Annotated in this window: 22 protein-coding genes and 3 pseudogenes; 8 read left to right on the top strand and 17 right to left on the bottom strand. The window is 66.2% G+C overall.

Features of this window, described 5'->3' with window-relative positions:
* Positions 1–115 precede the first annotated feature (115 nt).
* Positions 116–1,240: an IS4 family transposase gene (locus NF876_RS37595; protein WP_262273039.1), complete on the bottom strand. Its 1,125-nt coding sequence runs from the start codon at positions 1,238–1,240 to the stop codon at positions 116–118.
* 168 nt (positions 1,241–1,408) lie between these two features.
* Here NF876_RS37595 and NF876_RS37590 point away from each other — a divergent pair, with 168 nt between their 5' ends.
* Positions 1,409–2,266, top strand: a complete 858-nt coding sequence (locus NF876_RS37590; RefSeq protein WP_262273038.1) for a pyridoxal phosphate-dependent decarboxylase family protein — start codon at positions 1,409–1,411, stop codon at positions 2,264–2,266.
* A 61-nt stretch (positions 2,267–2,327) separates the two neighbouring features.
* Here the strand turns inward: NF876_RS37590 and NF876_RS37585 are convergent, their stop codons facing one another.
* Complete coding sequence (locus NF876_RS37585; protein WP_262273037.1) at positions 2,328–3,014, bottom strand: CBS domain-containing protein; 687 nt, start codon at positions 3,012–3,014, stop codon at positions 2,328–2,330.
* A 31-nt stretch (positions 3,015–3,045) separates the two neighbouring features.
* On the bottom strand, positions 3,046–3,417 hold the full coding sequence (locus tag NF876_RS37580) for a response regulator transcription factor (protein ID WP_262273036.1): 372 nt from the start codon (positions 3,415–3,417) through the stop codon (positions 3,046–3,048).
* A gap of 324 nt (positions 3,418–3,741) precedes the next feature.
* Between NF876_RS37580 and NF876_RS37575 the strand changes: the two genes are divergently transcribed.
* On the top strand, positions 3,742–3,873 hold the full coding sequence (locus NF876_RS37575; protein ID WP_262273035.1) for a hypothetical protein: 132 nt from the start codon (positions 3,742–3,744) through the stop codon (positions 3,871–3,873).
* Between the two features lie 54 nt (positions 3,874–3,927).
* Here NF876_RS37575 and ccoS read toward each other — a convergent pair whose 3' ends face one another.
* The 11 genes from ccoS to NF876_RS37520 form a co-directional block, all read right to left on the bottom strand.
* Positions 3,928–4,101 carry a cbb3-type cytochrome oxidase assembly protein CcoS gene (gene ccoS / locus NF876_RS37570; RefSeq protein ID WP_262273034.1) on the bottom strand — a complete coding sequence of 58 codons (174 nt, stop codon included), beginning with the start codon at positions 4,099–4,101 and terminating at the stop codon, positions 3,928–3,930.
* A gap of 25 nt (positions 4,102–4,126) precedes the next feature.
* On the bottom strand, positions 4,127–6,358 hold the full coding sequence (locus NF876_RS37565; protein WP_262273033.1) for a heavy metal translocating P-type ATPase: 2,232 nt from the start codon (positions 6,356–6,358) through the stop codon (positions 4,127–4,129).
* Between the two features lie 37 nt (positions 6,359–6,395).
* Complete coding sequence (locus NF876_RS37560; RefSeq protein ID WP_262273032.1) at positions 6,396–7,202, bottom strand: DUF2189 domain-containing protein; 807 nt, start codon at positions 7,200–7,202, stop codon at positions 6,396–6,398.
* Between the two features lie 36 nt (positions 7,203–7,238).
* On the bottom strand, positions 7,239–7,439 hold the full coding sequence (locus NF876_RS37555; RefSeq protein ID WP_262273031.1) for a hypothetical protein: 201 nt from the start codon (positions 7,437–7,439) through the stop codon (positions 7,239–7,241).
* Positions 7,436–8,317 (bottom strand): cytochrome-c oxidase, cbb3-type subunit III, encoded by an 882-nt coding sequence (ccoP, locus tag NF876_RS37550; RefSeq protein WP_262273030.1) that lies wholly within the window; start codon positions 8,315–8,317, stop codon positions 7,436–7,438. The genes NF876_RS37555 and ccoP overlap by 4 nt, the downstream gene beginning before the upstream one ends.
* Complete coding sequence (locus tag NF876_RS37545) at positions 8,308–8,478, bottom strand: cbb3-type cytochrome c oxidase subunit 3 (protein ID WP_262273029.1); 171 nt, start codon at positions 8,476–8,478, stop codon at positions 8,308–8,310. Before NF876_RS37545 ends, ccoP begins: the two co-directional genes overlap by 10 nt.
* Before the next feature lie 21 nt (positions 8,479–8,499).
* Positions 8,500–9,252 (bottom strand): cytochrome-c oxidase, cbb3-type subunit II, encoded by a 753-nt coding sequence (gene ccoO / locus NF876_RS37540; RefSeq protein WP_262273028.1) that lies wholly within the window; start codon positions 9,250–9,252, stop codon positions 8,500–8,502.
* Positions 9,253–9,256: 4 nt separating this feature from the next.
* Positions 9,257–10,909, bottom strand: a complete 1,653-nt coding sequence (ccoN, locus tag NF876_RS37535) for a cytochrome-c oxidase, cbb3-type subunit I (RefSeq protein WP_262273027.1) — start codon at positions 10,907–10,909, stop codon at positions 9,257–9,259.
* Positions 10,910–11,639: 730 nt separating this feature from the next.
* Positions 11,640–12,059, bottom strand: coding sequence for a c-type cytochrome (locus tag NF876_RS37530; RefSeq protein ID WP_262273026.1), 420 nt, complete (start codon positions 12,057–12,059; stop codon positions 11,640–11,642).
* A 152-nt stretch (positions 12,060–12,211) separates the two neighbouring features.
* Positions 12,212–13,105 carry an FAD:protein FMN transferase gene (locus NF876_RS37525; RefSeq protein WP_262273025.1) on the bottom strand — a complete coding sequence of 298 codons (894 nt, stop codon included), beginning with the start codon at positions 13,103–13,105 and terminating at the stop codon, positions 12,212–12,214.
* Positions 13,102–13,887, bottom strand: a complete 786-nt coding sequence (locus NF876_RS37520) for an FMN-binding protein (protein WP_373696777.1) — start codon at positions 13,885–13,887, stop codon at positions 13,102–13,104. The genes NF876_RS37525 and NF876_RS37520 overlap by 4 nt, the downstream gene beginning before the upstream one ends.
* Before the next feature lie 118 nt (positions 13,888–14,005).
* On the opposite strand from NF876_RS37520, the pseudogene NF876_RS43270 reads away from it, so the two are divergent.
* Positions 14,006–14,323 (top strand): annotated as a pseudogene (locus NF876_RS43270) (ferritin family protein); the annotation flags it as partial.
* Between the two features lie 565 nt (positions 14,324–14,888).
* Positions 14,889–15,041 (top strand): annotated as a pseudogene (locus NF876_RS43950) (hybrid cluster protein-associated redox disulfide (seleno)protein); the annotation flags it as partial.
* A gap of 36 nt (positions 15,042–15,077) precedes the next feature.
* Here NF876_RS43950 and NF876_RS37505 read toward each other — a convergent pair.
* Positions 15,078–15,776 carry a Crp/Fnr family transcriptional regulator gene (locus tag NF876_RS37505; RefSeq protein ID WP_262273024.1) on the bottom strand — a complete coding sequence of 233 codons (699 nt, stop codon included), beginning with the start codon at positions 15,774–15,776 and terminating at the stop codon, positions 15,078–15,080.
* A 270-nt stretch (positions 15,777–16,046) separates the two neighbouring features.
* Here NF876_RS37505 and NF876_RS37500 point away from each other — a divergent pair, with 270 nt between their 5' ends.
* The 3 genes from NF876_RS37500 (at position 16,047) to NF876_RS37490 (ending at position 18,253) form a co-directional block, all read left to right on the top strand.
* Positions 16,047–16,502 carry a pseudoazurin gene (locus tag NF876_RS37500; protein WP_262273023.1) on the top strand — a complete coding sequence of 152 codons (456 nt, stop codon included), beginning with the start codon at positions 16,047–16,049 and terminating at the stop codon, positions 16,500–16,502.
* An 85-nt stretch (positions 16,503–16,587) separates the two neighbouring features.
* Positions 16,588–17,769, top strand: coding sequence for an NnrS family protein (locus NF876_RS37495; protein ID WP_262273022.1), 1,182 nt, complete (start codon positions 16,588–16,590; stop codon positions 17,767–17,769).
* 88 nt (positions 17,770–17,857) lie between these two features.
* Positions 17,858–18,253, top strand: coding sequence for a hypothetical protein (locus NF876_RS37490; protein WP_262273021.1), 396 nt, complete (start codon positions 17,858–17,860; stop codon positions 18,251–18,253).
* Positions 18,254–18,359: 106 nt separating this feature from the next.
* On the opposite strand, the gene NF876_RS37485 is transcribed toward NF876_RS37490, so the two are convergent.
* Together NF876_RS37485 and NF876_RS37480 are read right to left on the bottom strand one after the other, a co-directional pair.
* On the bottom strand, positions 18,360–20,135 hold the full coding sequence (locus tag NF876_RS37485) for an adenylate/guanylate cyclase domain-containing protein (RefSeq protein WP_262273020.1): 1,776 nt from the start codon (positions 20,133–20,135) through the stop codon (positions 18,360–18,362).
* 133 nt (positions 20,136–20,268) lie between these two features.
* Positions 20,269–20,982 (bottom strand): annotated as a pseudogene (locus NF876_RS37480) (YoaK family protein); the annotation flags it as partial.
* A 215-nt stretch (positions 20,983–21,197) separates the two neighbouring features.
* Here NF876_RS37480 and NF876_RS43265 point away from each other — a divergent pair.
* Positions 21,198–21,359 (top strand): acetyl-coenzyme A synthetase N-terminal domain-containing protein (locus NF876_RS43265; protein ID WP_315975112.1); only part of this gene is annotated, 162 nt, incomplete at its 3' end.

Here is a 21,359-nt window from a genome sequence, read left to right as displayed (position 1 = left end):
CTGCTCTGCGGCACAGGGCAACTCCCTGGCTCCGGCTGGCGCAAGTGCAACGGCAACCGCCACCAACTTAACCTGAGCTGTCCGAAGCGGCTCAGGCAGAATTTGTCATTTGTGATTAGACCATCTCGACCTTCCAGCGCATGGCGTACCAGTCGAGCATCTGGATTGCGTCGGCGCGGGAACGCACTGGCCGATCCGTGATCAGCTTCCAGTCAATCCGCGCCCGGTCTTTGGGGGTGTGACGTTCCTGCGCGTGGATCACCGTCAGGGTGAGAGCCGGATAGCGCTTCTGCTTGCCGATCGGCGGCAGAACATGGATGCGGCGATACCTGAGCTCCACCACCGCCAGGCTCACAGCGCCGTTTGGGCTGCGGACCTCAACCTGATGCCGTCCTTTGACCTTCACCTCCTGCATCTCGTCCGCAATGGTGTGCTGGCCATCACCCGCCAGCCGATCCACGCAGGTCCGCACCAGGAAGTGCGTGCCCAAAGCCTGAGCCGTGCAGAAGAACTCGTAGATGTCGTTCTCGCGGTCGCCGATATGGATGCAGCGTTCCGGCGCGCCAAACAGCGCCACGGACTGCTTCATGCACTCGAGCCAGCGGATGCTCTCCTTCTGGTCGATCGGCACCCGGGTCGGGTTGATCCTGCGCTTGAGTTCCTTGGTGCCTTTGAACTGAGCTCTCGTCCAGACCTTGATCGCCGACAGCCCGAGTGGCAGCCCCTCTGCGGTTACGGCCAGGCAGGAGTGCATCAGCAGCCCGCACACCGTGTGCATCCTGTAGCGGCCTTCCTTGTCGCGCCCGCTGTTGACCCGGCAGGTGGACCCAATCCGCTGGGGCTGTGCGCGCTGGTAGGACAGTTCCGTCGTGTCCTGAAGGACCAGGATCGGGCCATCGACCGCAGCAAAGCGGCTGCGGGTGGCCTGGAAGTGGCCCTGAAGGATCGCGTGCTCGGAGACTTTGGCATTGGACAGGAAGCGATAGGCTGCTTTGGTGTTGGCCCAGTCCTGGCAGGCCAGCGGGAGGCTGCCTCCGACGGCGCCGGCAATCTGGACGAGAAGCTTGCGGAGGCGCCGGCCGAGACGTTGATCGGGCAAGCTGCAGCCGGCGAGCTCCCGATCGACCCAGGCGACGATATCCGCAGCATCGTCAAGGGAGTGGGGTGCCGGGAGCGAGGCCCTCGTCATGGTGTGGCACCCGCACAGCCGCAGCTTCGCGGGCCAGAGATCACCTGACATGATCCCGGCCTGCGGGTCTGAGCATGATTACGGGAGGGATGAGATAGAACCCAGTCCATGGGGCACCTCTCTCCAGGGATGAGGAGCCAGACAGGGAATCATGCCGGGTTCAGCCAGGCAAGCGCTGCCGTTCAACGCCAGAATTGTGGGTAATTGCAAGCCGAGCAGGTGCATATGTCCATCCCCAAGGCGATCGCGCTGTTGGGCATCGGCCGGCAGAACCTTCGCCTCATCCCCGTCGACAAAGACTTCCGGATGCGGACGGATGCACTGGAGGCGGCGATCGTCGAGGACAAGGGAGCGGATCGGACTCCCATCGCCATCGTAGCAACCGCCGGCACGGTGGCGACCGGCGCCATCGATCCCCTATGCGAGATCGCGGAGATCGCTCACAGGGAAGGTCTATGGTTGCATGTCGATGGCGCTTATGGGGGCTTGGCGGCCCTTGCAGTGCCAGAACAGTTTCAAGGATTGTCGTCGGCAGACTCTCTCTCGTTGGACGCGCACAAATGGCTCTACCAGCCGCTCGATTGTGGCTGCCTGCTTTATGGCGATCCGGCTCGTGCGCGTCAGACCTTCGCTGGCAGTGGCGACTATGTGAGGATCTTCAACCAGGATTGCGATGAGGCCTTCGCCTTCTTTGACGAGTCATTCGAACTCTCCAGGCGCTTCCGAGCGCTGAAGCTCTGGATGTCGCTCCAGTACCATGGACGCCAGGCATTCCGCGAAGCCATCCGGCGGGATCTTCACCATGCCCAGATGCTGGCGCAGGCTGTTGCCACGCAGCCGGGGCTGGAAGTGCTGTCGCCCGTGACATTGAGCGCAGTATGCTTTCGCCATCGCACCAAGGACAACGAGGCGATTCTTCGGCGCGTGATCGATCGCGGCCGCGTGTACCTCTCGAATGCAACAATCAACGGACAGTTTGCGCTGCGGGCGTGCTTCGTCAACCACAGGACGACGGCTGCCGATGCCCTTGCCATCGTGGAGGAAATCATGTCTGCCGCCGACGAGCTCAATGGTTGAGGAAACCGCACGTTCTCGCAATGTCGCATGCAGGTTACCCAAGACTGCCGGGGCAGATCCCTTAAATGCCGCCCGGCTCTCGGCGCATGAGGTGATCCTCGACCTTGGTTACGTCAGGCACGTTCTCGGCGGCGATCCGCAGAGCACGCCGTTCCTCCTCGCTGCGCACGAAGCCGAACAGGTGGACGGTACCGTTCTCCACCACGATGTTCTTGGTCAGCATGGAAGCCCACGGCTGCGCCCTCAGATCGGCGATAAGCCGTTCCCGGATCGTGCGGTCGTCGGCGCTCACGTCCTTCGATATGTCCGTGGCGGCCAAGGCCTGGAGCAGGTTGCCGCGCGAGACGATGCCGATGAGCCGCCCATCGCGTACCACAGGGACACGCTTGATTCCGTACTTCTCCATCCGGCCGGCGATGTCTGCGAGGGACGTGGTGTCCGGGACGGTGATCACCCGGGCGGTCATAACGTCCTTCGTGGTGCGCGCATGGGTCTTGGCGTAGTCGCGCGCCAAGGCATCCTCGCCGCTGAGCAGCCGCAACCACCAGGAGCGGCGCTTCTCACCGATCGTGCCGGCATGACCGATCAGGTCGCCCTCGCTCACAATGCCGACCACCTTGCCATCGGGGTCCACCACGGGAGCTCCGCTGATGCCGCTCTCGTGGAGGAGGCGGGCGACATCCGGCACCGGGGTCTCGGGCGAAACGGTGATGACGGGAGTCGTCATAACGTCGTTGGCGGTCAGCATGATGCAGCTCCTATAGGTTGGTGAACATCGGTCAGCGGCTTATGACGCTGGTGATGCCCTCGAGCAGGGCGCCGTCTTCCAAGGGCTTCTCGAGCACCAGCCGGAAGCCGGCCCGCAGGGCACGCTCGCGCAGGCGCGGGGAACCCGGCGTGGTGATCAGGATCGCGGGGAGCGCAACATGACGCTCGCGCAGCCTGTCCATGAGAGCGATGCCGTCCATTCCAGGCATCGTGAGGTCGACGACAAGGCAGCCGGTTGGAGGCAGCGCTCCATCCGCGAGGAGTTGGGCACCATCCTCGTAGAGGCGCACCTCGAAGCCCTCCTGTTCCAGGGCGAACTTCAGCGCCTGCCGGACGGCGGCGTCATCGTCGACGACAAGGACCGGCTCCGTGATCGTGGGCATGGTGAAGCCTGATGTTGTGACGAGGTCACCTTACGCCATCCGCGACACGCCGCGGTTGATCTGTATCAAGCAGCGACTGTCGTCCGGCTCAGGAGTTTTCCGTAGGCGTGCAAGGATGCCGCGAATGCGGTAGGCTGCTCCTCCTGATGCTGGTGTCCTTTCAAATCCGTCGATGCCTGTGTCCCAACCTGCCGGCCGGCGCGCGTGATCGCACTCTCGGTTTCCGCGCTCTTTGGGCCGGAGGCATCGACCCGCGTGAAGGAGCCGCTGGAACGGAGGCGGTTTGAGATTCGTTGAATACGATTCAGAAAGGAGGAGCAGATCGTGCCTCGCTTCGTTGACAAGCCGTTCGACTGGGTGGCGATCCTCGCCTTGGCTTCGGGCGCCGCCGTGCTGGTGCCGAGTCTTGCGGCACTCGGCATGACACTGGTAGCTGTGATCCGCGCCCTCATCTGACAGAGGCTGTGCGCCGCGCCCCGGTGTCGAACGGGGCCCGAGATGTGGGGAACATCACCTTTCCGGACGGGTCTGACTTTCGTCACCCGGATCCTCTTCAAGAAGGACCCGTTCCGCCGCTCCATCCAGATCGTCGTATTGCCCATTGCGGAGGGACCACAGGAAGGCAGCCAGGCCGGCCAGTCCCATGCCGAGCGCGATGAGGATCAACCACCACATGGAACCCATCCGATCCTCCTCCGGGTCCTTGGCCTCACCTGGCCTTGCGGGCCGGTAACAGCCTCATGGCGTTGGCGACGACGATGATCGACGACGACGACATCGCGACCGCCGCAACCAGAGGCGTCACGTAGCCCAGCACGGCCACGGGCACCGCCAGGGCATTGTAGCCAACTGCCAGGGCAAAGTTCTGGAAGATCAACCGCCGGGACCTGCGTGAGATCCCAAGGGCATCGCTAACGGCGGACAGGCTTTCGTTCAGGAACACAAAGTCCGCGGCATTGCGGCCGATGTCGGCTGCGGTGGCGGGAGCCATGGACACGTACGCAGCCGACAGGGCGGGCGCGTCGTTCAGGCCGTCCCCGACCATCAAGACCTTTTGGCCTGCGGCCTCATGCGCCGCGACCCGCGCCACCTTGTCCGCCGGCAGGAGCCCGGCCGCGAAGTCACGGATCCCAAGCCTCGACGCTAAGTTCTTGACCACAGCCTCACGGTCACCGGAGAGGACTTCCACCGCCAGTCCCTGACGCGCCAGGTTGCTCACCGTCTCCGGCGCCTCCCGGCGGACGCGGTCCTCCAACATGAAGGTCGCCAGCGGCTCGCCGTCTCGCGCCAGGACCGAAATCGAGGCGGCTGCGGAGGCGTCGTCCCAAGCCCCTTGCCCAGCCGCCCAGTCCGGCCTGCCGAGCCGGTACGTGACCCCGCCCAGCCAGGCTTCGAGCCCGAGGCCGGGGACCTCCTCGATCCGGTCGAACGCCGGGACCTGAGACACTCGCTGCGCCGCGGCCGCGGCAATCGCCTGTGCCGCCGGATGACGCGAGCCCATGGCCATTCCCAAGGCAACCTGCATCGCCGTCGGCGCCACCTCGTCGGCATTGACCAGGGTGGGCCGACCCAGCGTCAGGGTGCCGGTCTTGTCGAAGGCCACGCCGTCGATCTCGGCCAAGCGCTCCAGGGCGGAGCCGTCCTTGATCATGATCCCCCGTTCGAACAGGCGGCGCGCGGCGACGACCTGCACGAAGGGAACCGCCAAGCCCAAGGCACAGGGGCAGGTGATGATCAGCACTGCGATGGCGATGGTGACGGACACATGCCAATCCCCGCTGACGAACAGCCAACCCAGGAAGGACAGCAGGGCCAACGTGTGGACGACGGGCGAGTACAGCGCCGCGGCGCGGTCGGCCAGCCGCCGGTAGCGGGCCCGCCCGCCCTCGGCTGCCTCCATCATGCGGACCATCTCCGCCAGGAAGGAGTTCTCGGCACGCGCCGTCGCCCGGATGGTGAGCGGCCCCGTGAGGTTCATCACGCCTGCCTGGACCGCTGACTCCGGGGCGGCCCATCGGGGTGCCGTTTCCCCCGAGACGAGCGAGCAATCAAGCTCAGACATGCCCAGTTCGACCACGCCGTCGACGGGAATCCGCTCACCGGCGGCGACGAGCACCGCGGCGCCTGGCTCGATCTCCAACACCGGGAGGTAGAGCGGCTGCCCGTCCCGGATGACCGTGGCACCGGCGGGGGCGAGCCGCGCCAGGCCCGCGACGGCGGAGCGCGCCCGCTCGCGCATCATATGGTCGAGCATGCGCCCGATGAGCAGGAAGAACAGCAGGGAGGTCGCGGCATCGAAGTATACATGCGGCGCGTTGTGGCGCGTGTCGTAGAGGCTGAGGGCGAAGGCGAGCGACACGCCGATGGAGATCGGCACGTCCATGTTGGTGCGGCCATGGCGCAGCGCCGACCAGGCCGAGGTATAGAAGATCCGGCCGGAGTAGACGAGAGCCGGGAGCGCGAGAAGGGCCGAGATCAGATGGAAGGCCTGGCGCGTGTCGGCATCGGCCCCCGACCAGACCGACACCGACAGGAGCATGATGTTCATCGCGCAGAAGCCCGCCACCGCCAGCGCCCGGACGAGGCGCGCCAGTTCGGGATCCTTTGCATCCTGCTCCAGGGCAAACAGGTGGGCCTCGTAGCCGATCCCGCGCAGGGCGCCGATCAGGTCGGGCGGCCCGCCATCGGCGGTGTTCCAGCGGACCGCGACACGCTTGGTCGACAGGTTGACCCGGGCGGCCTCGACGCCGGGCAGCTTCGCCAGCGTCCGTTCCACCGCCGCGATGCAGGCGGCGCACTTCACCCCAGGCACCGATAGGTCCGTCTGCCGCGTGCCGTCGCCGAGGTCGCGGCTGGCCAGCCGGATTTCGTCCCGCAGGATCCCCGATAGCTTCGGTTCCCCGAGCGCCGCCTGCACGTCGACGGGCGCGCAACAGGTCATCGCCATCCTCCCCAAGGCCTGGCGCTTCGCCTGCGCATCAGCGCATCGCCCGATAGGCATGCCAGGTGGCATGGCCCAGCAGCGGGAAGATGACGATGAAGCCGAGGAAGCCGGTCACGGCGCTGACCGCGAACAGCGCCAGCACGACGGCGCCCCAGGCGATCATCGGGGTGAGATTGTTCCACACCATGGCCATGCTCGTGCCCATCGCCGTCAGGGCGTCTGTGCGCTGGTCGAGCAGCATCGGGATCGAGAACACGCTAATCGCGAACCCGAAGGCCGCGAACAGCCCGCCGATGAGCGTCCCGACGATGAGCATCGCCCAACCGACCGGCGTCGTGAGAAGGATGCCGACGACCCCGTCGAACCCCGGGAATGGCCGGACGCCGAAGAACAGGGCGTAGATCAGAACTGCGGCTCGATTCCAGAGCAGCATGAGAAGGCAGAGCAGCAGCCCGGTGAAGAAGATCTGCGCCCCAGCCCGGGGCCGCACGAGCAGCATGGTGCCCAGCGTCGGGTGCTCCCCGGCCTCCAGAGCGCGGCTCTTCTCGTAGAGGCCGATGGCCATAATCGGCGCGACGATCATGTAGCCGGCGATGGCGGGGAACAGGATGTAGTCCCGCCCCGAGGCGATCAGCGTCCAGGCGAGGATGAGCGTGATGAAAAACACCGCGATGCCATAGGCCAAGCTGAGACCGGGTTGGACCAGAAGGTCGCGCCAGCCCGCCTGCAACCAGTCGAGTGCCGCCTGTGCCGGCAGGTGGCGCTGCCGCGCCGGGTTGCGGGTTTCCTCAATTCCGGAGGTCTCGCTCAGCAACCCGTACGATCTGTCCGCTTCGCTCATCTGTTTTCCCCGAAACCGTGCATCGCTCGATCGTCCTCAACAGGCGGGCTTTGCTGCCCGGTATTCCCCCGCCTGGGAGCCGGCCTCCTTCAGGTGGGCAACGCAGTCGGGCTGGGAGGCCACCGCGACGTAGACGAGATGCGCGTTGGCGGCCACCACGACGAGCAGCACAACCGCCACCAGGAGCCATGCCAGCAAAGGCCACTTGGCCCGCTTCGCCATAAGGCTAGCCGTCATGGCCGCTTCTCCCCCAAGGACACGACGTACAGGGCCAGGATCTTGATCTCCGCCGGGGTCAGGCGCTCATCCCAGGTTGGCATGTGGCCCTGCCGCCCACCATGGATCGTGTTGATCAGGGTCTGGAGGTCGCCGCCGTAAAGCCAGAACTGATCGGTCAGATTAGGGGCGCCAACCTCGCGGTTGCCCTTGCCGTCCTCGCCGTGGCAGGCCGCGCAGGTGGTGAGGAAAATCTCCCGACCGGCCTTCATCTGCTCGAGGTTCTGCGGCGTGGAGACCGCCGGGTTGGACAGGGATTGGACATAGGTCGCGACGTTGGCAACTTGGGTGCGGTCGAGGATCGCGTCGCGCCCGAAGGCCGGCATCTGAGCGACTCGGGTGTTCTGATGGGTGGAGTTGATGCCAATCCGCATGGTCTCGGCGATCTTCTCCGGTCCTCCGCCCCAGAGCCAGTCCTCGTCGGTCAGGTCTGGATAGTTGGCGCGGCCCCGTCCATCGGCCCCGTGGCAGGCGGCGCAGTTGTCGCCGAAGAGCTGGCGGCCGGTCGTCCGGACAATCTTCATCAGATCCTCGTTGGCGAGGATCTCCTCGAAGCTCGACGTTTCGATGGTCTTCATCCAGGCCGCCCGTTGGGCTTGGGCTGCGGTCAGATCCTGCTCCACGATCTCGCGCTGGTTGGTGTTCAGCAGACCCTTGGTGTAGGTCGTGATCATCGGCCAGGTCGGCATCAGGATCCACCAGAGCAGCGCCCACACGTGCGTGACGATGATGAACATCAGCACGCCGCGCGGCACGGGCGTGTCGAGCTCCTTGATGCCGTTCCATTCGTGCCCCGTCGTCGGGCGGCCGCTGACGGGATCGCGTTCCTCTACTGCCATGGCCTGTCGTCCTTACCCAGGATGTTCCGCTTGGCGTCGTCGAACTTCTTCCGGTTGCCTGGCCAGAACGCATAGACCACCACGCAGATGCTGAACGCGATCAGGTAGAACAGCCCCCAGCTCTTGGAGAATCCGACGAGGGTGTCATGGTCGATATCCATCAGCCGTCCTCCTGCCCATCGTCAATTGGTGGGATTGGGCGCCTGTTGCGGCGCGGCCGTGTTGGAATAGGCGGCATCGGTCAGCCGCCCGAGCACCTGCAAGTAGGCGACCAGGGCGTCCATCTCGGTGAGCTGGGTAACCACCCCGTCGAAACCGCTGACCTGGGTCTTCTCGCCATAGCGTTGGGTCACCCCGGCCGCGAACGGGCTGTCGGGCGCCGCCTGCCCGAAGGCGTCGCCGGCGGCATTCGCGATCATCTCGTCCGTATAAGGCACGCCGAGCGACCGCTGTGCCCGCAGATGCCGTCCGAGATCCTCCGTTTCCAGGGCGGTGCGGGCGAGGAAGCCGTAGGCCGGCATGTTCGACTCCGGCACCACGGAACGCGGATTGGTGAGGTGGGCGACATGCCAGAAGTCGGAGTACTTGCCGCCGATGCGGGCGAGATCCGGACCCGTCCGCTTCGAACCCCATAGCATCGGGTGGTCGTACTTGGACTCCACCGCCAGCGAGTAGGGGCCGTAGCGCTCGACCTCGTCCCGCAGGGTGCGGATCATCTGGCTGTGGCAGGCATAGCAGCCCTCGCGGACGTAGATGTTGCGGCCGGCCAACTCCAGCGGGGTGTAGAGGCGCAGGTCCGGTGCCTCCTCGACGGTCTCGTGGATGGTGAAGAGTGGCGCGATCTCGACGAGGCCGCCGACGCTGGCGGCGGCGATGATCGCGACGACGAAGCCGATGGCGGTGCGCTCGAGCTTGCGGTGAAACAGTTCGGCCATGGGGTCACTCCGCCGGGGTCGCCGCGGTGCCGGGGGCCAGCCCCGTGTCCGGCACGTCCGCCCGCCTGTCGGCGGCGGGTACCGCACGCACCGTCATCCAGATGTTGAAGGCGGCGACCATGGCGCCGAGCAGGAACAGCAGGCCGCCGAAGGCGCGCGCGATGTAGTACGGGTACATGGCGACGAGCGAGTCGAGGAAGGAATAGGCGAGCGTGCCCTCCTGCGTGTAGGTGCGCCACATCAGGCCCTGGAGGATGCCCGAGTTCCACATCGCGAAGACGTAGATGAGGGTGCCGGCGACGGCGAGCCAGAAGTGGACCTCGACCAGCCCCGGCGAATACATCCGCTCGCGCTTCCACAGCGAGGGCACCAGGGTGTAGATCGAGCCGAAGGTGATGAACGCCACCCAGCCGAGCGCCCCGGCATGAACGTGCCCAACGGTCCAGTCGGTATAATGGGAGAGCGCGTTGACCGGCCGGATCGCAAGGAACGATCCCTCGAAGGTCGACAGGCCGTAGAAGACCACCGCCACGAAGATGAAGCGCAGGGTCGCGTCATCACGGACCTTCTGCCAGGCGCCGTTGAGGGTGAGCAGCGCGTTGCCGGCCGAGGCCCAGGAGGGAACGAGCAGCATCACCGAGAACGTCATGCCGAGGTTCTGCACCCAGTGGGGCAGGGCGGTGTAGTGCAAGTGGTGCGAACCCGCCCACATGTAGAAGAAGGTGATACCCCAGAAGCTGAGGATCGACAGCCGGTAGGAGAAGATCGGGCGCTGCGCTCGGACAGGCAGGTAGTAGTACAGCATGCCGAGGAAGCCGGCAGTCAGGAAGAACGCCACCGCGTTGTGGCCGTACCACCACTGCACCATGGAATCCTGCACGCCAGCCCAGATTGTGTAGCTTTTGGCCTGGCCGAACGAGACCGGGATGGCGAGGTTGTTGACGATGTGGAGAATGGCCACCACGACGATGAACGCCATGAAGTACCAGTTGGCGACGTAGATGTGCGGCTCCTTGCGCCGGGCGATGGTGCGCAGGAAGAGCACGAAGAAGGTGACCCAGACGACCACCAGCCACAGGTCGGCGTACCATTCCGCCTCGGCGTACTCCTTCGACTGGGTCACGCCCATGAGGTAGCCGGTGACGGCGAGGGTGCAGAAGAGGTTGAAGCCAAGCAGCACGAACCACGGGCTGATCTGGCCTGCCAGCCGGGCGCGGGACGTCCGCTGCACGACGTGGAACGCCGTCGAGATCAGGGCATTGCCGCCGAACCCGAAGATCACGCCGGTTGTGTGCGTCGGGCGCAGGCGCCCGAAGGTCGACCAACCGGCGTCGAAGGCGAGGTCCGGCCACGCCAGTTGCGCGGCCGTCCAGACGCCCATGAACATGCCGAAGATCGCCCAGGCCAGGGTCAGGGCGATGCCGACCTTGATTGGGTCGTCGTAATACTGCGTCCGGCGGTCCGTGCCCGGTTCGGGTTCGTAAAAGGATCGCATGACGAGGGCCGCGAGGCCGGTGCTGAAGAGAAGGACAACGACGCCGTGCATGCCGAGCGGATCGGAACCTCCGGCGGCAGCCATGGCCACGCCGACGACGAAGAGGCAAAGGAGGATCACCAGGGCGGTCTGGCGTTCGCCGGAGGTTAGCTGCTGAACCATGTCGATCTCACTTCGTGGGGACGGGGACATTCGATCATGTGAACTTTGGCGGCGTTTCTCATCCTGTCAGGGCGGGTGGTGCCGGAGGCGCAAGTCTAACATTCATGCTTAAGCTTTTTAACTGGCAGCCAGCGGTGCGACGTCAACCGTCCTCCCTGCGACGCGATGCGGTATCGGCTTGCACCCTGCCGTTGACTGCCTACGAGACCGGGGCGGTGCCCTCCGCTCCACCATGTCAGGCCCCCACGGAGCGGGATCTCGCCCCTGCGGGAAGAATGGACCCATCCATGCCTCGTCCCAACTCCGGTAAATCCCCTAGGAGAGCCGGTACGAAACCGGAGCCAGGGGAGGATTGTCTGCGGAGCTCCCTGAGACGTCATGGCTTCGGCGACGGAGCGTCTTCACGGGGTGGCCCGGGCTCGGACACCGAGGCCATGGCCCGATCCTGGTAGGCGCGATCTTCTCGATTACCGTGACCCCGGTAGCGTTGAGGCTCGCGGATGCAGTCCGCAGGCGAACGGCGAGATGTGATGTCGGTCGAGAACGGAGTCGTCATCACGGACGGCGTCCGGATCACGCTGCTCGAGGACACCTCGTCCCCCTGCATGTATCAGGTTGGTTCTGTCCCCATGGGGGCTGTCGCATCTTACAGTCCTGCCGGAGAACCGAGTCCCTGCGGGAGCGGCTCGGTGATTGTTCTGAAGTTTCGCGCCAGGATCGCCCCGGCCATTCACCAAGCCGCGAACCGATGTCCTGTCGTGAGGGCGGAGGCCTTCTTGCCCGAAGCATCGAACTGCTTCAGATAGGCGGTCAGGTCCTTAATCTTCTGCTCGTCCTTGATCCCGGGGAAGATCATCTTCGTGCCGGGAACCTTGGCCTTGGGATCCTTGATGTATTCCGCGAACGTCGCCTCGTCCCAGGTCAGGCCGGAGTTCTTGTTGGCCGGGGTGTAGTTGTAGCCCTCCACCGTGCCGGCCTTGCGGCCGATAACGCCGTTGAGCTCGGGACCGACCGCGTTCTTGGCGGTCTCGCCGATCTGGTGGCAGGCCTTGCAGGGGGCGAACACCTTCTCGCCTGCCGCAGCATCCTGGGCCTGGGCCGCTGCCGGGGCGAATACGAGGAGGAGGGGGAGGATCACGGCAACACGCATGGAAGGCTCCTTCGGTGGGAGTGGTCGGGGCACGGCCGGGACCGTGCGGCTGATATCCGGGAAGTCATAGGCTGAACCGCCAGGCCTCCCGGTGCCCGAGCGGGTCAATGATCGGCAACGGCGGCCATTCCCGGGCCACCGTCCCTGTGGCGTCACGCGCGAACGACCAGCCTTTCTCCCGACGCCGTGACTAGGTGCACCCGGCCCGTTCCCAGACGGGCCAGCACCCGGCCGATCCCGTCGGGCGGCATCAGGCTGAAGGCAGTCGACAGGGCATCGGCGGCGGTCGCCGTCGGCATCACGACGGTCACGCTGCGGTACAGGTGCGCCGCTCCGCCGGTGCGCGGGTCGAACAGGTGGTTGAAGCGACCCGCGGGATCGAAGCGGAAGCCGTAGCTGCCGGAGGTGGCGACTGCCTGGTTGATGGCGTCGAACGTTTCGAGGATCCTCTCAGGCCGGTCCGGGTCGGCAATGCCGACGCGCCAGGGCTGGCCCGACGGATGCGCGCCGATGGCCCGCGGCTCGCCCATGTCGACCAGGGTGTGCTCGATCCCCTCCGCGCGCAGGAGGTTCACCACCCGGTCGGTAGCGTAGCCCTGGGCGATGCCGTTCAGGGTCAGGCCCATGCCACGCCGGGGGAGGGCGATCCGGTCCGCACCGAAGACGACCCGGTCGAATCCGACCTTGGCTAGGGCCGCGCTCACCTCGGCCGCCGGCGGGCCCTCGGGGGCAGCGTCCGGTTCGGAGAAATGCGTCCGATAGAGGGTCCACAGCGCCTGCACCGTTGGGTCGAAGGCGCCGTCCGTCAGGCCCCCGTAGCGGCTGGCCTCCTTGAGGACCGTGACGAGATCTGCGGGCGGCGCGACGAGGATTCCTTGCCGGTTGAGGGTCGCGATCGCCGAGTCATCGCGGTAGAGGCTGAATACCCCTTCGAGCCGACGCACCTCGGTGAGCGAGCGTTCGATCAGGCGCCCGGCGGCGGCACGATCGTGGTGATGGACCTGCATCGTCGCCACGGCGCCCATGGCCTGGCCCTGCCAGGTCACGAGCTGAGCGTCCGCCTTGGGCGCACGGCCGAGCGGCAAAAGGCCTTGGCGAAGGCCTCGTTGACCTCGCCGATGGTCAGCGACAGGCGGCGGACTGAGCCATCGCCGAGAAGGGTCTGCCAGTCGCGGACCTCGCTCTTCGACAGATCGAGGATCTTCACGGCTTGCGGGGCAGCGGATGCGGCGGCCTGTCCGCCCGTGCCGAGGCGGCCGCTGCGGAAGAGCCGCACGGCAGAGCGCACGACGCTGTCGCTCATGACGAGCACCGTCACGGTCGCGCCGCTTACGATGTCGACCTGGGGCGGACGCTCCGCGCCGGTCGCGATCGGCTTCATGTTCTTGCCGACCAGCGTGTTCACGGCGGCAACGATGCGCCGCTCGGGAATGCCAACGAGGACGATCGGTTCCTTATGGTCGACGAGCTTGATTCCGGTGATGACGCCGTTCGGATCGATGCCGACGAGGATCTGGACCGGCTTGCCGGAATAGCCGACCGCGCTGGTGAAGTCGGAGTTCAGGTAGACGTAGCCGAGCAGGCGGTCGCCCTGATGGACGAGCGGCGGATTGCCCTGAGGCGCTCCGAAGCGGTCAGCCCCGGGGAAGAACTCGGACGGCTGCGCCTTGGGGAGGAACTCCATCACCCGCCCCGCTGCCATGCCGGGGCCCGTCCAGAGGAAGAGCATCACGGCCCCCAGCAGCGCCATGATCCGCAATGCGAACCCTGCCTGGCGACCTGTATTCGCAAGACGTCGGTCGGGGTCGAGCGAGCGCGCTTTTGCCAACGGGGGACCGTCCAAGATAGCGTTTGTGCTTCCGAACAGAAAATATTCAGCGGCCTTGGATCGGATCGGTTCCCATGGAAGGCCGCGATCTTTCCGGGGCCGTTGAAATCGATCTCGCATGGCCCACAACCATCATGCTTCGTGCGGTCGGGCGAACATTGATCTGCATCAAACTCACCGCAGGAAAGATGACCTGTCAATGTTCCTGAATTGCCAGGAGAGGACGATGTCGCTGCTGAAGCGGGAACCCGCAGACTCCGTAAAGTCCATGGAGGAGCTGTTCGCCATCGCCGCCGCTATGGAGCAGGAGGCGGCAACTCGCTATGCCGGGATCGCCGTGCGCATGCGGCAGGAGGGCGATCCCGCGCTGGCCGAGGTGTTCGAGCGCCTGTCCGCCGACGAACGGGACCATCTCGCCAGCGTCGTGCACTGGTCGGAGAGGACCAAGGGGCAGGCCCCCGATCCGGCCCGGATCCGCTGGGAATTTCCGGAGACCTTCGATGACGAGGGCGCTGCGGCGGCCCACCCCCGCCTGCTCAGCGCCTACCGCGTGCTCTCCATGGCGGTACGCAACGAGGAGCGCGCCTTCGCCTTCTGGAGCTATGTCGCCGCCCACGCGGTGGTGTCCGAAATCCGCCAGGCGGCGGAGGCCATGGCGCACGAGGAACTGGGGCATGTGGCGACCCTGCGGCGGGAGCGGCGGAGCGCCTTCCATGCCGAACGCACGTACGCCGGGGCGGTGGACGCGGACGGCCCCGTGAACCTTGCGGTGCTGGAGCGGCGGCTTGCCGACCAGCTCGAAGACCTTGTGGCCATGGCGGCCGCGCAGGAGCGCGCTCGCCTCCAGGCATTCGTGGACGAGGCGAGGCGGCACGCGGACGAGCTCGAGCGATCGCCGATCGCCATGGGGGCGGCGGCGCCCGCGATGGAGACGGTGACCGATCCGGTGGCCCTGGCCGAGCTGCTGACCGACCGCTATCTCGAGGCCGGTGATGCCCTGCGCGACGAGGAGGCACTGCGTCGGATGCCCGATTGCCTGCTTCCATACCGTCGAGGACGCCTGTCGCGAACACGATATCGACCACGCGGTTTTCCTGGCCGACCTCAGGACGGCTGCCCGTTCGGAGGCCAATGCAGGGCCCGTCCGATCCTGACGGACCCGTTGCGCCGCATGGTCCGCCAAGGCTTGTTCAGCCAGGCGAGCCCTCGGCAAGCAGCAGCAGCTTGTGCGGCTCGCGGATCATGATCCTCTGGCGTCCGCCTTCGACGAGACCCTGGCTCTCGCAGGCGCTCAGGACGCGGCTCACGGTGAACATCGTGGCACCCGTCATCTCGGCAAGGTCCTGGCGCGTGATCGGGAAGTCGATCTGGACCCCCGCCTCGACCTTGCGCCCGGCCTGTTGCGCCAGCCGGAGCAGGGCATGGGCGATGCGGCGCTCGACCTGCTCGGTCGACATCTCGACCACGCGGGTGTGGGCGTCCTGGAGCCGGCTGCCCACAGACTGGAGGGTGTTGACAGCCAGGCCGGGATGCATCGCCACGAGGCGGGGCCACGCGGCCGAGGGCCAGACCAGGGCGATACTGTCCACCACCGCCATCGCGGTTGCCGGATAGGTCCTGCGGCCGATGGCCATGGCCACGCCGAACACCTCGCCCGGCGTGACGAACCTGACTACCACCTGCTGCCCGTCGGGGGTGAGCTTGAACACCCGCAGGTTCCCATGCAGCAGGACGAAGAACGAATGCGCCTCCTCGTCCTGCTGGAACACGTTCGTTCCCCTGGGATAGCGCACCGACTGCGCCTCCTGGAGCATCCCGTCGATCTGCTCCGGCGCCAGTCCGGCGAAGAGCGGAAGTCCTTCGACGAGGGAACGATCGACGTTGGCCATTCACCTGCCCTTACCGAAGCGGTCCGCAGGCTCGGTGCCTGCGTTCCGGAAGGCATACCGGGACAACGGCCGAGCCCCACGTTCCGTTCGAATACCTGTACTCGCCCTGCTTGCCACGGCGCAATCAAAACACCTGACCGGGTGCGCCTCTCGCGCAAAAGCGCCAACTCCTTGCGCCAGATCAATCACGCCTGTTCGGGCAAGGCTTATCACCTTCCCAAGAGCTTCGGACAGGAGCTCATCGGTTTCGCAATGCAATAGGAGACAATCATGCAGAAGGTCATCGTGCTCGGCGCCATCGTGGCAGCCCTCGGCTTCGCGGGTGCAGCCAGCGCGGCCGAGGTCGAGGTGAAGATGCTCAACAAGGGCACTGAGGGCGTCATGGTGTTCGAGCCGGCGCTGGTGAAGATCAGCCCAGGCGATACCGTGAAGTTCGTCGCCGCGGACAAGGGTCACAACGTCGAGGTCATCGACGGCATGCTGCCCGAGGGCGGGCAGAAGTTCGTCGGCAAGGTCAACGAGGAACTGGCCATCACCTTCGACAAGCCTGGCGCGTATGGCTACAAGTGCAAGCCGCACTACGGCATGGGCATGGTCGGACTGATCGTGGTCGGCGACGCGACCAACGTGGACCAGGCCAAGGCCGCCTCGCATCCAGGCAAGGCCAAGCAGGCCTTCGCGACTCTCTTCGACAAGCTCGCGTCGACCCAGACCGCCGCCAAGTAACACTTATTTCGTTTCATGTGTCGCCGTGACGATCCTGCCGCGGCGGCGCCAATGTTTTCGTAAATGTGATGCGGGAGGATCGATTATGGCTCCTATTCCCCGCCTGCGGGACTACAACGGTCCCGCGCTTCTCTCCTACGGCTTCCGACCGTTCTTCTTGTTCGGGTCGTTGTATGCCGGCCTCTCGATCTTGGCCTGGCTGCCGATGTTCTACGGCGAACTGGAGCTGTCGACCGCCTTCGCGCCGCGCGACTGGCACGTCCACGAGATGCTCTACGGCTATCTCCCGGCCGTGATCACCGGATTCCTGCTGACCGCGGTGCCAAACTGGACCGGACGCATGCCGCTTCAGGGCCGGCCGCTGCTCGTCCTCGTTTTGGCCTGGGGCGCCGGGCGCCTCGCCGTCACCACCTCGGCCTGGATCGGCTGGGAGGCCGCGGCGGTCATCGACAACACGTTCCTGCTGATCGTCGCGGCGGCCATGGGTCGGGAGATCGTCAAGGGCAGGAATTGGCGCAACCTCAAGATCCTGGTCGCGCTTGGCATCCTTGCCGTCGGCAACTTCATTTTCCACGTCGAGGCGCATGTCGCAGGTGCCGCCGACATCGGCATCCGCCTCGGCATCGCCGCCACCATGATGCTGATCATGCTTGTCGGCGGGCGCATCATCCCGAGCTTCACCCGCAACTGGCTCGCGCGCGAGAACCCTGGCCGCCTGCCGGCCTCGTTCGGCACCTTCGACGTCATCTCCATGATCGCTGCGGGCGTCGGCCTCGTGATGTGGATTGCCGCTCCTGACCGGAACGTGACCGGCGCTGCCCTGATCGCCGCCGGAATGCTCCAGGCCATACGGCTTGGCCGCTGGGCCGGGGATCGCACCTGGCGCGACCGTCTCGTCCTGATCCTGCACGTCGCCTACGCCTTCGTGCCGCTCGGCTTTGTGCTGACGGGACTGGCCTCCCTTGGGCTTCTGTCCAGCGCGGCCGGGATCCACGCTTGGTCGGGTGGCGCCATGGGCATCATGACCCTGGCGGTGATGTCGCGGGCGAGCCTCGGCCATACGGGGAGGGCGCTTGTCGCGACGGCCTCCATGCAGGGCCTCTACCTGCTGCTCGTCGCGGCCGCGCTCGCGCGGGTCTGCGCCGCGATCCATCCAACCTGGAGCGACGCGCTGCTGCACGTGGCGGGCGGTGCGTGGGCAGGAGCGTTCCTCGGCTTCGCCCTGGCCTACTGGAAGGTGTTCACGGGCCCGCGCGCAGCGGCCTGAGCCTGTGAAAAGCGCCGTTTGCTTGCGCTGGAGCAACGTCCGGACCTGCGGCCTCGGGCATCCTTGCCCGGCAACATGGGAGGCGACCATGGGTTTGGCAGCGACGATCAGGCAATGGCGATTGAACCGGGTGCGGACGCACGAATTCGATGCCCTCGGACCGGACCAAAGGGAATCACTGGCCCGCGATATCGGGGTTCCGGAGGACGTGGTGGTCCGCCTCGTGGCGCGGGGCGCGCAGGGAGGCGCGGAGCTGCCGCGGCTGATGCGGACCCTCTCCCTCGACCCCGAAAGGATCTGGCATGAGCAGCCCGCGCTGATGCGCGACATGAGCGTGACCTGCTCGGAATGTGCGGTCGTTGCCCGTTGCCAACGGGATCTCGAGTGCGGACAGGCGTCCCTGACCTACGGTGGGTACTGCCCGAACGCGGCGACGCTGCGGGAGCTGCGCGGTGAGCGGCCTGTCGATCTCAGCTTCTCCTGAGGCCGGGGCGACCGTAGCGAGCGGGCGAGACCCGGCAGGAATGGGGCCGTCTGGCGATGCGTCCCGATGACATCACTGTGGGGCACTGGATCCACGGCGGGAACGCTCACCGAGGGTGCCCGTTCCCGAGTGCATTCTGAACCGCCTGCTCGATCTCATCGATCCAGGCTGGATTGGGGAACGGGATCAGCCGGGCAAGATCGCCTTCCTTGGCGGCGGATCGGACCTGAGATGCCGCGGAGCGAGCCTGCTGGCGGTCGCCAAGTCGCGTGCAGCACAGGGCAATCATCTTGAGGGCGGGAATCCAGTGCGGGCGCACCGACAGGGCCCGGCGTGCCGTGTCCAGCCCGGCCTCGGCATTCCCCGAGAAGGTGTAGGCTACGGACAACAGGAACAGCCACGTGAAGTTCTGCGGATCGTAGGGGGAAAGCCGCAGCCCATGCTCCAGCGACGCGATCGCCTCCCGCAGGCGCCCGGTGCTCAGATATGCAGGCCCAAGCACCAGGGACCCCAGGGCGAAGCTGGGACTGAGGCTGATGGCGCGCTGAGCGGCCCGGATGGCGGTTTCGTACTCGCCGCCGAAGACATGAGTCACGGCTACGGCATAGTGCGAGTAGGGGTTCTTCGCATCGAGCTCGACAGCCCTCAAGCCGGCCTCCATCCCACTCCGCAGACCAGCCTCCGGATCGCTCCCCCAGCCGTAAGCGGCAAGACCGGCCTCAACCCGCGCCAGCCAGATGTAACCATCGGCGGAGTTGGGCTCGTCCTCAATGGCCTTCAGGAACAGCTCGCGGGCGCGGTGGTGCGAGACGGGCCGGATCTTGTGGAACTCCCACATGCCCCTGCGGACGAGATCCCAGGCGGTCAGGCTCTGCGACCGGTCCGCGCCGCGTTGGCCCTCGATCCTGAGGAGTTCGGGCTCGATGGCTCCCGCAACCTCCTCGGCGACCTGATCCTGGAGCGCGAGGATGTCGGTGACATCCCGATCGTAGCGTTCAGCCCAGATGGAGCTGCCGGTCTCCGCCTCGGTGAGCTGGGCCGAGACGCGGACGCGGGACCCGCTCTGGCGCACGCTGCCGCTGAGGATGTAACGGACGCCCAAGCGACGGGCGACCTGCTCGGTCTCGACGGCCTTGCCCTTGAAGGCGAAGGAGGAACTGCGGGACGTAACGAACAGCCAGCGGGTTTTCGTCAGGGCCGTGATGATGTCGTCCGTGATCCCGTCGGCGAAGTACTCCTGACCCGGGTCACCGCTCAGGTTGGCGAACGGCAGGACGGCGATGGAGGGCTTGTCGGTCTGGTCCTGGCCTGGCCGGGCTGCCTTCGGCTCGCGGGGCGAGATGTCCCCCGCTTTCAACGCATAGACGTGGACGGGCCGGGCGATGTTCTTGAGGCGCTCCTCGCCCCGGTCCTCGAACGGCAGGGACAGCTTGCCCTCGAGCTCATCGAACACCTTGCCGGAGATGCAGATGCCGCCGGGATCGGCCACACCCTCCAAGCGGACGGCGACGTTCACGCTGTCCCCGAGGATGTCGCCGCCCTCATCCAGCACGATATCGCCAAGGTTGATGCCCATGCGAAGCTGGATCAACCGGTCCGCGGTTTGGTCCCCTTCCAGATCGGTGACCGCGGTCTGGGCCTCGACCGCACACAGCACCGCCTCGACGGGGCTGGCGAACTCGAGGAGCACCCCGTCGCCCATTGTCTTCACCAGCCGCCCCTGATGCCGCGCCGCGGCGGGTTCGATGATGTCCGAGAAGACCGTGTGGATGGCCGCGAGCGTTCCTGGCTCGTCCTGCTCCATGAGACGGGAGGAGCCGACGACGTCGACGGCCACGACAACCGCAAGCCGCCGCAGTGACCTGGGCCTTGGATCGGCCATGGGCGTGTTCTCATGCCACCCGAGCAGCTTGCGCCGACGGTCTGCCCATGTCCACCGCCCGGTTCACCGGGGCCGGACGATGGCGACCCTACCCGAGGCTTGTCGGGGCGGGATGCGGGAGCAGCGAGGGTCCGGCCAGCAGCAGCAGCAGGACGGCGAGTGGGATGCAGGCCACGTAGCCCAGGTAGTGGAATCCGAGAGCCCCAATCACGCCGCCCGTGAAGAACGATCCCAGCAGCCCGGCCAGCAGGCGGAGCTTAGCCCGATCGGCCATGACGACGGGAGCCGCGCCGTCGGAGCGGTCCCGGTTCCAATAGACGAGCTTTCCGAGCTCAATGCCGAGGTCGGTGACCATGCCCGTCACATGGGTCGTCCGGATGCGGGCACCGGAGATCTTGGTCACGGTGGCATTCTGGAGACCCATGATGAAGCACAGCAGCGGTGCCCCCACGAGGACGAGCCCGGGGCCATCGCGAACCAGTGTACCCAACAGGCCGAAGCCCAGCAGCAGCACAGCCTCGAGGAGCAACGGCAGGGCATACCGACTGCCGCGGCCCGACCGCCGGCCCCAGTTGATCAGCATGGCCGAGCAGGCGGCGCCTGCCATGAAGGCCAGGAGCGCGCCGAGACCGACCAGCGCGAAGCCGACCGCCCCCAGCGCGAGATGATCGGCCATGGCGGAGAAGATCCCGGACATATGCGAGGTGTACTGCCCGATGGCCAGGAATCCGCCCGCGTTGGTGGCGCCCGCCACGAAGGTGAGAACCAGGCCGAGCTGCGTGTCGGCGGCTCCGGTTCGCTCGGCGGAGACGATCCGGCGGGTGAGACCGACGTAATGGACGGCCACGCCGCTTCGCCGCCCAGACGTTCGGTGCGCGGTCATGCCCTTTCGATCCTCATCGCGATCCTCCGGCCATCATACTTTCTTACAAGTCTTTGAGACCGGCTCGCTTGATCTGCCTCAATTCGACGAATTGTCGGCTCAGTATGATGGCGCGCAAGTCCCGAAGCCAAGAAGCAACACAGGGACAAAGGAGAGGGGCGACTGGGAAAGGCAAGCGCATGAACATTGCAGCTCCTGTTGCGACGCTATCTGTCTACGACGTGCCGGCCGAGTGGACCCACCGTGCCTATCTGGACGACGCGGGCTACCGGGCCAAGTACGAGGCCTCGGTCAAGGATCCGGAGGGCTTCTGGGCCGAGGAGGCGAAGCGCATCGACTGG

Source organism: Microvirga yunnanensis (assembly GCF_025460875.1).
This window is presented reverse-complemented; position numbering and strand designations above follow the sequence as displayed.

Bases quoted from the DNA above. Each gene is read 5' to 3' on its own strand.
- NF876_RS37595 (WP_262273039.1), bottom strand. From the start codon at position 1,240: ATGTCAGGTGATCTCTGGCCCGCGAAGCTGCGGCTGTGCGGGTGCCAC.
- NF876_RS37585 (WP_262273037.1), bottom strand. From the start codon at position 3,014: ATGCTGACCGCCAACGACGTTATGACGACTCCCGTCATCACCGTTTCG.
- NF876_RS37580 (WP_262273036.1), bottom strand. From the start codon at position 3,417: ATGCCCACGATCACGGAGCCGGTCCTTGTCGTCGACGATGACGCCGCC.
- ccoS (WP_262273034.1), bottom strand. From the start codon at position 4,101: ATGGGTTCCATGTGGTGGTTGATCCTCATCGCGCTCGGCATGGGACTG.
- NF876_RS37565 (WP_262273033.1), bottom strand. From the start codon at position 6,358: ATGACCTGTTGCGCGCCCGTCGACGTGCAGGCGGCGCTCGGGGAACCG.
- NF876_RS37560 (WP_262273032.1), bottom strand. From the start codon at position 7,202: ATGAGCGAAGCGGACAGATCGTACGGGTTGCTGAGCGAGACCTCCGGA.
- NF876_RS37555 (WP_262273031.1), bottom strand. From the start codon at position 7,439: ATGACGGCTAGCCTTATGGCGAAGCGGGCCAAGTGGCCTTTGCTGGCA.
- ccoP (WP_262273030.1), bottom strand. From the start codon at position 8,317: ATGGCAGTAGAGGAACGCGATCCCGTCAGCGGCCGCCCGACGACGGGG.
- NF876_RS37545 (WP_262273029.1), bottom strand. From the start codon at position 8,478: ATGGATATCGACCATGACACCCTCGTCGGATTCTCCAAGAGCTGGGGG.
- ccoO (WP_262273028.1), bottom strand. From the start codon at position 9,252: ATGGCCGAACTGTTTCACCGCAAGCTCGAGCGCACCGCCATCGGCTTC.
- ccoN (WP_262273027.1), bottom strand. From the start codon at position 10,909: ATGGTTCAGCAGCTAACCTCCGGCGAACGCCAGACCGCCCTGGTGATC.
- NF876_RS37530 (WP_262273026.1), bottom strand. From the start codon at position 12,059: ATGCGTGTTGCCGTGATCCTCCCCCTCCTCCTCGTATTCGCCCCGGCA.
- NF876_RS37505 (WP_262273024.1), bottom strand. From the start codon at position 15,776: ATGGCCAACGTCGATCGTTCCCTCGTCGAAGGACTTCCGCTCTTCGCC.
- NF876_RS37500 (WP_262273023.1), top strand. From the start codon at position 16,047: ATGCAGAAGGTCATCGTGCTCGGCGCCATCGTGGCAGCCCTCGGCTTC.
- NF876_RS37495 (WP_262273022.1), top strand. From the start codon at position 16,588: ATGGCTCCTATTCCCCGCCTGCGGGACTACAACGGTCCCGCGCTTCTC.
- NF876_RS37490 (WP_262273021.1), top strand. From the start codon at position 17,858: ATGGGTTTGGCAGCGACGATCAGGCAATGGCGATTGAACCGGGTGCGG.
- NF876_RS37485 (WP_262273020.1), bottom strand. From the start codon at position 20,135: ATGGCCGATCCAAGGCCCAGGTCACTGCGGCGGCTTGCGGTTGTCGTG.